General features: G+C 62.6%; 11 protein-coding genes. 5 read left to right on the forward strand and 6 right to left on the reverse strand.

All coding sequences use genetic code 11. The features are described 5' to 3' along the window. Positions 1-156: 156 nt before the first annotated feature. A complete protein-coding gene (locus tag BG842_RS06270; protein ID WP_069450111.1) occupies positions 157-1,062 on the reverse strand; it encodes an A/G-specific adenine glycosylase in 906 nt (301 codons plus the stop codon). A 145-nt stretch (positions 1,063-1,207) separates the two neighbouring features. Between BG842_RS06270 and BG842_RS06275 the strand changes: the two genes are divergently transcribed. Together BG842_RS06275 and BG842_RS06280 are read left to right on the forward strand one after the other, a co-directional pair. Further along, the gene (locus tag BG842_RS06275; RefSeq protein ID WP_069450112.1) at positions 1,208-1,483 is read left to right on the forward strand and encodes a hypothetical protein; all 276 of its coding nucleotides are present in this window, start codon (positions 1,208-1,210) and stop codon (positions 1,481-1,483) included. A gap of 39 nt (positions 1,484-1,522) precedes the next feature. Beyond that, positions 1,523-1,846 carry a hypothetical protein gene (locus BG842_RS06280; protein WP_007977769.1) on the forward strand — a complete coding sequence of 108 codons (324 nt, stop codon included), beginning with the start codon at positions 1,523-1,525 and terminating at the stop codon, positions 1,844-1,846. On the opposite strand, the gene BG842_RS06285 is transcribed toward BG842_RS06280, so the two are convergent. From BG842_RS06285 to BG842_RS06300, 4 genes are all read right to left on the reverse strand, one after another. Next, the gene (locus tag BG842_RS06285; protein WP_069450113.1) at positions 1,843-2,196 is read right to left on the reverse strand and encodes a hypothetical protein; all 354 of its coding nucleotides are present in this window, start codon (positions 2,194-2,196) and stop codon (positions 1,843-1,845) included. The genes BG842_RS06280 and BG842_RS06285 overlap by 4 nt on opposite strands. 70 nt (positions 2,197-2,266) lie before the next feature. After that, the gene (locus BG842_RS06290; RefSeq protein WP_069450114.1) at positions 2,267-2,917 is read right to left on the reverse strand and encodes a helix-turn-helix domain-containing protein; all 651 of its coding nucleotides are present in this window, start codon (positions 2,915-2,917) and stop codon (positions 2,267-2,269) included. Between the two features lie 30 nt (positions 2,918-2,947). Then, positions 2,948-4,279, reverse strand: a complete 1,332-nt coding sequence (locus BG842_RS06295; protein ID WP_069450115.1) for an aspartate aminotransferase family protein — start codon at positions 4,277-4,279, stop codon at positions 2,948-2,950. Positions 4,280-4,325: 46 nt separating this feature from the next. Continuing rightward, the gene (locus tag BG842_RS06300) at positions 4,326-5,597 is read right to left on the reverse strand and encodes an MgtC/SapB family protein (RefSeq protein ID WP_069450116.1); all 1,272 of its coding nucleotides are present in this window, start codon (positions 5,595-5,597) and stop codon (positions 4,326-4,328) included. 93 nt (positions 5,598-5,690) lie between these two features. Here BG842_RS06300 and BG842_RS06305 point away from each other — a divergent pair, with 93 nt between their 5' ends. Then, complete coding sequence (locus BG842_RS06305) at positions 5,691-6,935, forward strand: AI-2E family transporter (protein ID WP_254662944.1); 1,245 nt, start codon at positions 5,691-5,693, stop codon at positions 6,933-6,935. Between the two features lie 11 nt (positions 6,936-6,946). On the opposite strand, the gene BG842_RS06310 is transcribed toward BG842_RS06305, so the two are convergent. Further along, positions 6,947-7,219 (reverse strand): PadR family transcriptional regulator, encoded by a 273-nt coding sequence (locus BG842_RS06310; protein WP_069450118.1) that lies wholly within the window; start codon positions 7,217-7,219, stop codon positions 6,947-6,949. 119 nt (positions 7,220-7,338) lie between these two features. On the opposite strand from BG842_RS06310, the gene BG842_RS06315 reads away from it, so the two are divergent. Continuing rightward, positions 7,339-7,617 carry an amphi-Trp domain-containing protein gene (locus BG842_RS06315; protein WP_007977761.1) on the forward strand — a complete coding sequence of 93 codons (279 nt, stop codon included), beginning with the start codon at positions 7,339-7,341 and terminating at the stop codon, positions 7,615-7,617. Positions 7,618-7,834: 217 nt separating this feature from the next. Next, positions 7,835-8,418 (forward strand): glycoside hydrolase family 3 N-terminal domain-containing protein (locus BG842_RS06320; protein ID WP_303645355.1); only part of this gene is annotated, 584 nt, incomplete at its 3' end.

Below are 8,418 nucleotides of genomic sequence, written 5' to 3' on the forward strand. Positions count from 1 at the left end.
CGTGGCAACCGGACCCGATTCCGGGGGCGGTCGGACGGGCGCTGATGAGCGCGATGTCGCTGGTCTACGACCCGCCGGAGCGGTTGCAATTCGAGGACGAAGCGACGTTTCGGGACGCCGAATCCGTTCTCCGAGAAATCATCGAGAAGCGCGACCCTACCGTCTGAGTCGCGCGACCCACTCGCCTCGCTCCTCGACCGCCACCAGCCCGTCGTCCTCCAAATCCGAACACAGCTCTCGGAGCCACTCCTCGCCGTAGTCGCCGCCGTAGTCGATGCGGACCCGGGGGCCGAGTTTCGAGAGCGGGAGTTCGTCGTACTCCTTCAGAATCGAGACGACGCGGCCGCGCATCTGCCGCCGCGAGCCTTCGAATTTGGGTTGCGTGAGGACGTCCGGGGCGGTGAAATCCCCCGTCTCGTAGGCGTGACACCACTCGCGCCACGGGCATCCCGCGGTGTCACAGGAGGGCGTCTTCTCGCACGCCACCCCGCCGAGTTCCATGATGGCGTTGTTCCAGACGCGCGATTTCCCGTCGGGCATGAGTTCGCTCGCGGCCTCCTCGAAGGCGGCATCGTCGTCGGGTACGTCGAAGGCACGGTAGAGGACGCGCTTGACGTTGGTATCGACCACGGCGTCCCCGTTGTTGAACGCGAACGAGGCGACGGCGTTCGCGGTGTATGGTCCGACGCCCTGCAGGTTCTGGAGTTCGTCAGGCGTCTCGGGAAACGCGCCGTCGTACTCGGAGACGACTTGGTTCGCCGCCTCGTGGAGGTACTTCGCGCGGTTGTTGTAGCCCAAACTGTGAGTCGTCCAGAATCCCACGACTGCGGAGCGGTCCGCGTCCGCGAGGTCGGCGGTGGTCGGCCAGCGGTCGAGGAACGCCTCCCACGCCGTGACCACGCGGCCGAGTTGCGTCTGTTGGCTCATCACCTCGGAGACGAGGATGGCGTAGGGGTCGTCCGTCTCGCGCCACGGGAACGTCCGATGGTCGGACTCGTACCACGAAACGAGGGCGTCGCGCACCACGTCGATGTCGGGAATCGACCACGCCGTGTCGGTCATCAGTGGCGGTTTCGGACGGAGGCGTTTTACGCTAGCGGTTTTCGGAACGTGAACTGCCCCCCGTCATCGTGCGGTTCACGACAATATTTGGCACAGCGGAGTGTAATCTGAAGGCTTATTGCACGGTCGTCGTAATCTCCGCAAGATGCACGTACGGCCCTCCACGCTTTTCCTCATCGGTGTTGCCATCATCGTCGTTCCGGTGGCACCGCTCGTGTTCGCCCGCGGTCCGTCCGTGTGGGTCGCCATAGGTGGGACGTTCATGCTCGCCGGGATGGGAATGTCGCTCCAAGAGAGTCGGGGGAAACGGTCGGCGCGCGAGTCGAGTCCCCAGTCGTATCACTACATCATCTGTCCGCACTGTGACGCCCGCAATTTCGCCAGCAGGGACGTCTGTCGGCTCTGTGAGGAGCGCTTCTAGAACGAAAGCCGTATCCGACTCCCGACCAACCTCACGGCAATGAGTCTGGACGACCTGACGGACGACGTGCAAACCGCCTATTCGTCGCTCGACGAGGAATTTTCCGTCTCGCTCGACCGCGAAACGCGCAACGAACTCGCCATGCTCGGGACCGCGTTCGACACCGACGACCCCGAGGAGATAGTCCGCCGTGCGATACACATGCTGTTTCAGACGACGGTGGAGACGGGGAACCTCGATTTCCACCTCCGAAGCGCGTACGACGTCACGTACGACGAATATCTCTCGGGGATGACGTTCGAAGAAATGACGGGTGCAGATCAGTTCCCCCAGCGAGACGACGAGCGCCGCTATCAGTTTTAACGGACGAGCCGAACCGTCCCGCTCTCACGGTTCCACCGGATAAATTCGGCCGTGTCGAGTTTTGGGAGGTGCGTGTGATAGAGGTTCGTTTTCATGCGCTGACGGTCGAACTCGCTATCGGCCGCGGCGAGGTAGTCGGCCAGTTCCCCGATGGCCACTTCCCGTTCGATTCGGTACAGGTACCCGACGATTTCCTGTCGCGGTTCGGCCGCCAACACGTCGTGTATCTCCGGTGGGATGTGAAGGAGGACTCCCAGTCCGAGGGACTCCACCGTATCGCTGACGGTCGTCGGACGATTTACTGACGCTGTGGCCTCGGTCCGTCGTCGGTCGTTTGGCGCTTCTGCCATCGTCTGGTCGAAAGTGTGGGGTGACAAATAGAGAACTGCCTGTTATTACAGCCCTCTTTTACGTGGTTCGTTATCGATTCTCGTCCGCTTCGAGGAGCACCGCTTCGAGCACGGTTCCGGTTCCGCGCCGAACGCGTTCCGAGACCGACTGTTGTGTGACGCCGAGTTCTGCGGCGAGTTCGGTCAGCGTCACGCCGCGGGGGACGTCGAAGTATCCCTCTTCGATGGCCAACACGAGCGTCTCGCGTTGCTCCTGCGTCAGCCCGAACTCTTCCCGTTCGACCGCGATATCCGTCGCGACCCGGTCCAGCGTGTAACGGATGTCGTGAGCCACGCAGTAGTCGTGGAACTCCGACAGTGCGGCGTGGTCGTGGAACCGAAGTCGGAACCGCCAGACTCGATTGCCGGTGGCTTCGAGGATGGTCGCACCGACCGCCGCGATGCCGTGGATGAAACTCTCGACTTCCTCGCTCCATTCGGCCCGGTAGAGGACGCGCCCCTCTATCCTGTCCAACGCCACGAGCGATTGAACGTTCGGGTTGCCACGCACGTCTCGCTCGAACGTCTCGAAATCGGTCCCGATAGCCCAGAAAAACGGGAGCACCTGTTGGGAAGACGGGACGACGCGCTCCAGTTCGACGTGAACGTCGGCGTGAGTGTGCAGGGCGGTTCCGAGAACGAACTCCTCACCCGAAATCGACAGGTCTGCCATGACGCTCATACGGGAGAAACGTCACGGACGGACATAGCGTTACGCGACGTCCTCGATGGCGTCGAGTAGGATGTTGACACCGAGAGTGATTTCGCGCTCGGTCACGTCGAGCGGCGGGAGGAGACGGAGCGTCTTGTAGCCACAGCCGAGCGTGAGGAGGCCGCGCGAGAGCGCGGCGTCGACGACCGCTTCGCGTCGGTCCTTCGTGTCGAACTCGATGGCGAGCATCAGGCCTCGGCCGCGCACGTCGACCACGGATTCCGGCGCGGCGTCGGCGATGAGTTCGCGCGTTTGTCGGCCGCGCTCCTCGGCGTTGGCGAGCAGGTCGTGTTCGTGAATCGCGTCGATGGTGAGCGCTCCTTGGAGCGACGAGAGCACGTCGCCAGCACCCCACGTGGAGGAGAGTCGGCCCTTCTCCTCGGGGAACACGTCCGAACGCGAGATGGTCGCGCCGACGCGGAGCGCCTTCGCGCTGGTGATGACGTCGGGTTCGAGGTCGAGGTGGTCGACCGCCCACATCTCGCCCGTCCGACCCATGCCGGACTGAATCTCGTCGGCGATAACGTTGATGTCGTAGGTGTCCTGAATCTCGGCGATGTCGCGGATGAACTCGTCGTTCGGGACGCGGTAGCCGCCCTCTCCCTGCACGGGTTCGAGGATGATGTAGGAGACCTCTTCGGGGTCGATGACGCCTTGGCCGGGGTCGAGTTTGTCGGCGATGACGTTGCCGCCCGGTCCGTTCGTCTTCCAGCCACACTCACACTCTCCCTCACAGGAACAGTACGGAACGCTCACGATGCCCGGAATCTCGGGGTAGCCCTTGCGGTGGGCGACTTTCGAGCGGTTGAGCGAGAGCGCGCCGAGCGTCCGCCCGTGGAACGCGCCGTCGAAGTTGAACGCGCGGTGGCCGCCGCGGTTGTAGCTGATTTTGATGGCGTTCTCGACGGCTTCCGCGCCGGAGTTCGACAGGAACACGGTGTCCATGTCGTAGTGACTCGTCACATCGACGAGTCGCTCCATCAGTTGCGTCGGTCCGGGGAACTCGGGGTCCTCCGGCGGCCACCCGCCCGCGGCGTAGAAGTCCTGCCCGGCGATTTTCGTCGGGTCGGGGAGCGGGAACTCGTCGAGTTTGTCCATGATTTTGGGGTTGTTGTACCCCAGCGGCGCGGCCGCGACGTGGCTGGTAAAATCGAGGAGGACGTTCCCGTCCACGTCGGTACAGAACGGCCCTTCAGCGTCTTCGGTCAAATCCCAGACAAAATCGTAGACGTACGTCGTCGGGGCGGCGAACTGGTGATGGTAGTCTGCCCATTCTCGTGCTTTTTGGCCCGGCATGTCCCGAACCCGTGGCTCGGCCGTTTCTCGGTCCATGTAGCGGGTACGGATAGCCCCATTTTAAAAAGTTCGTTGTGTGCCCTCACACGACAGCGGCGATAGCGGCGACCCCCGCCCCGGCGAGCAGCACCGTACTCCAGACGGCGATTCGGTAGGCGAACGTCCGGTTCGGTGCGGAGATGGTCAGCGCCGCCTTGACGAGGATGCTCGATGCGGTCGCCAGCAGGATGCCGAAGACGGCGGTCTGCTGGCTCAGGTTCCCGCCGCTGTAGAGCGTTACCGCGGAGGCGGTCACGCCCGCGCTCGACACGAGTCCGGAGAGGAGCGCGGTGAGGTAGAATCCGGCCTGTCCGAACTGGCTTTTCGCCACTGCGCCGCCGACCACGACGAGCAGGAAGATGGCGCCGAACCCGAGCGCGTTTCTCAGCGAGAACGGGCTTTCCAAGTCGATGTCCATCTCCTGCGACCAGTCGGCCGTGTAGGCCGCGATGGCGACGCTGCCGACGATGATGGTGCCGAGCGGGAAGATGGCACCGTAAAGCGTCTTGTCGGGATTGCCGAGGGTGAACGCCAGCGCGATGACGAGGTTTCGGAGCGCCATCGCGGCGTCGGCGAGGAGGATGGCGGCCACGCCATAGGTGGCCGCTTCGGGTCGCTGGCGAACGTGGTCGAGCATGGTGCCGACCACCGCCGTCGAGGACGCCAACCCGCCGAAAAAGCCGGTGACCGCAATCCCGCGACCGCCGTACGTCTCGACGACTGCGTAGTTCGCGATGCCGATACCGGCGACGGTGACGACCATCAACCAGATGAGACGGGGGCTCAACGTGACGCCGCCGACCCCGACTTCGCCGGGCGGGAGGAGCGGGTAGATAACGAACGCGAGGATGGCGAACTCCGCGGCGGAGCGGAGTTCCTCGCGTGACATCCCCCACGCGAACGAGTGGAGCTCGCGCTTCAACACGAGCAGGAGCGACGAGACGACGGCGACGGTGACGCCGACGAGGATGTAGCCTTCCGCGACCAGCACGCCGACGCCGAACGTAACGAGCATCGAGACCGACGTTGTGAGCGACAGGCCGGTGTCCTCGTCGTCGTCCATCAATCCCTGTACCGCGAGCAGAATCCCTTGGACGATGACGAGCAAGCCGCCGAGCGCGAGCAACACGTCTTTATTAATGATAGTGAACGCCGCGCCGAGGAGGCTGATGAGCGTGAACGTCCGAATCCCGGCGGACTTCTGGGACCATTCGCGCTCCAACCCGAGGAAGAGACCGAGCGCTCCGGCGAGCGCGATACGGACGACATCGCTGTCCAACGTAGCCGACGCGACCAAGGTTTCGAATCCGGACACTCCCCGTACTACGCCGGTAGTCGGTTAAAAGGGTTGTTGCTATCTCCGTTTCGGGCGCGAAATCTTTAAGCCCGGCCCGCAAACTTCTGTTGTATGGTCTCCGGATGGAACATTGACAAGTCCCGTGCGGCGTGGTGGGCCGGTGGTGGGATGCTCGGCCTCGCGGCGCTGTTCGTCATCTACTCGTTCATCGGGACGTTTGTATTCGGTCTGTTTCTCTACTACGCGACGCGGCCGGTGTATCGGCGGCTCCAGCGACGGATTCGCCCGCGGAGTCTCGCCGCCGCTGTCGCGTTACTCGTGCTCGCCCTCCCCGCGATTTTGCTCGTCGCGTACACCCTCATCATCGCGTTTCACGAACTGACGACGGTCGCGCGGACGGCCAATCTCGGCGCGCTTCCCCAACCGGTACAGCAGTACGGGGACATCTCCAGGCTCGCCCAGAATCCCGAACAACTCCTCGAAAACGCGGACAACACGAAGCTCATCGAGCAGGCGTTCGGTTCGACGTACAAATACCTCGCCTTCGTCGGGAACGCCGCCCTGCATCTGTTCGTGATGATCGCCATCGCGTTCTATCTGCTTCGTGACGACCACAAACTCTCGCGGTGGTTTCATCGGACCTTCGCGGACACCGGCGGCGTCCTCGAAGCGTACGTCCAGCGCGTCGATTCGGACTTCAACAGCATCTTCTTCGGCAACATCCTCAACGCCTTCATGACGGGGACCATCGGGGCTATCTCCTACAACCTCCTCGATATGGCGGCCCCGCCCGGAATAGGAATTCCGTACCCGACCGTCGTCGGGTTGTTGACGGGCGTCGCCAGCCTGATTCCGGTCGTCGGGATGAAACTCGTCTACTTCCCGGTGACCGGCGTCATCGGCGCGGAGGCGTTGATGGCCCGCGACCCGGGCCTTCTCTGGTTCCCGGCCGTGTTCGCGCTCGTCTCGTTCGTCATCGTGGACACCATCCCTGACCTCGTGTTGCGACCGTACGTTTCGGGGCGTAACTTGCACGTGGGGATGGTGATGCTCGCGTACATCTTCGGTCCGCTGCTGTTCGGGTGGTACGGCATCTTCCTCGGACCGATGATACTCGTGCTCGTCGTCCACTTCGTGAAAATCGTCCTCCCGGAACTCATCACCGGAAGCCCCATTCAGCCGTGGGCGGTGGACCCGACGTATCTCCGTAACGGGGAGGAGTTTCCGGAACCGCCGCACGATTCCGCGGAATCGAAAGAAACGGATTCACCGACGGACCCCGACTCGTCAGTGACCGCCGACGGGATGGCCGTCCAACCGCCGACACCGGGTGAGAGCGACGACGCCGACTGGTAGACCGACGGTGCTTAGTCGATGAACCGCGCTTCCCACTTGCGGCGCGCTTCGATGTGTTCCCGGCCGCGCTCGGTCAGGGCGTAGTAGTTCGTTCGCTTGTCGCGTTTCCCTTTCTCGACGAGTCCGTTCTCGACGAGCGTGTCGAGGTTCGGGTAGAGACGTCCGTGGTGTACCTCCGTCTCGTAGTACTCTTCGAGGTCCTCCTGAATCGCAAGCCCGTGCGGTTCGCCGTGTCCGGCGATTACGTACAGTATGTCCCGCTGAAATCCCGTCAACTCGTGCATCGTCAATATCGCCGATGTGTCTGTTCGCCATAAGGATATCGGTTCCGACAGTTTCGGAGGTCGCACACGATGTGGTTCGGGGGATTGGACTTATGACCGTCCGCGTCGTTTCTAGTACCATGCCAGAAGAAGTTCTGTTCGAAACCGAGGAAACACAGAGCCGCAGCGACATCGCCGACTATCTCCGAACCGTCGCGGACAAACTCGACGGCGGGGAAGCCATCACGTTGACCGCGGGCGGTCAATCGGTGACGCTCGACCCGCCGAGTCGCCCGTCGTTCGAAGTGAAGGCCGAACGGGAGAGTTCGGCCTCCGGCCGAAACGAACTCAGCGTCGAGTTCGAACTCGAATGGAAGGAAGGGCAAGACGACACGGACGGCACGCTCGAAATCGAGTGACCTGAATCGGCCGCGCTCACCCTCGATAGCGATTTTCGGGTGGCATCGGTAGTCTCCATTTTATCGAGTGTGGTGGTGATTAGTCGGTATTGTTCAAAAAATCCATCTAATCATGGGAAATTAATATTTTGTAGAGAAAAAATTTTATCCACTCACCTTTCTCAGGTTTCGGAGCATGCGAAAGGATACCACAAATGGTTCGTCGCGGCGGGATTTCATGCAGCATTCCGGAGGAATCGCATTGGCAGCGGCCCTCGCGGGGTACATCGGTGAATCGGCGGTTGCCACCGGTCGGACCGCGCCCAGCGACCGGGTGACGAACCTCGTCGACAAGATGACGCTCGAAGAGAAGGTGGGACAGATGACGCAGATGGCCGCCAGCGAGATTCCGTCGGAGAATCCGGCGGAAGCGCTCCGCAAATACAAGCCCGGGTCGCTCATGTATCTTCCGTCGTTCGACCCGAAGGAAGTGGCGCTTGAAAGCAACGTGCGCCAGAAGGCGATGGTCGAGGACACCCGTCTCGGCGTCCCCTTCGTCTACGGCATCGATTCGGTTCACGGCAACAACAACATTCAGGGCGCGACCATCTTCCCGCACAACCACGGCGTCGGCGCGGCGTGGGACGCGGACGCCGCCGAGGAGATGGCGTCGATAACGAGTCGGACGATGCGCGTCACGGGCACGCACTGGAACTTCTCGCCTGTCGCCGACCTCCAGCGCGACCCGCGCTGGGGACGATTCTACGAGGGATTCAGCGAGGACCCGTACCTCGCGTCCCAGTTGGTCGCCGCCAAGGTCCG

Source organism: Haladaptatus sp. W1, from assembly GCF_001723155.1.
Classification (GTDB): domain Archaea; phylum Halobacteriota; class Halobacteria; order Halobacteriales; family Haladaptataceae; genus Haladaptatus; species Haladaptatus paucihalophilus.

Excerpts from the sequence above, each read along its gene's own strand:
- BG842_RS06270 (WP_069450111.1), bottom strand. The coding sequence starts at position 1,062 with ATGACCGACACGGCGTGGTCGATTCCCGACATCGACGTGGTGCGCGAC.
- BG842_RS06275 (WP_069450112.1), top strand. The coding sequence starts at position 1,208 with ATGCACGTACGGCCCTCCACGCTTTTCCTCATCGGTGTTGCCATCATC.
- BG842_RS06280 (WP_007977769.1), top strand. The coding sequence starts at position 1,523 with ATGAGTCTGGACGACCTGACGGACGACGTGCAAACCGCCTATTCGTCG.
- BG842_RS06285 (WP_069450113.1), bottom strand. The coding sequence starts at position 2,196 with ATGGCAGAAGCGCCAAACGACCGACGACGGACCGAGGCCACAGCGTCA.
- BG842_RS06290 (WP_069450114.1), bottom strand. The coding sequence starts at position 2,917 with ATGAGCGTCATGGCAGACCTGTCGATTTCGGGTGAGGAGTTCGTTCTC.
- BG842_RS06295 (WP_069450115.1), bottom strand. The coding sequence starts at position 4,279 with ATGGACCGAGAAACGGCCGAGCCACGGGTTCGGGACATGCCGGGCCAA.
- BG842_RS06305 (WP_254662944.1), top strand. The coding sequence starts at position 5,691 with ATGGTCTCCGGATGGAACATTGACAAGTCCCGTGCGGCGTGGTGGGCC.
- BG842_RS06310 (WP_069450118.1), bottom strand. The coding sequence starts at position 7,219 with ATGCACGAGTTGACGGGATTTCAGCGGGACATACTGTACGTAATCGCC.
- BG842_RS06315 (WP_007977761.1), top strand. The coding sequence starts at position 7,339 with ATGCCAGAAGAAGTTCTGTTCGAAACCGAGGAAACACAGAGCCGCAGC.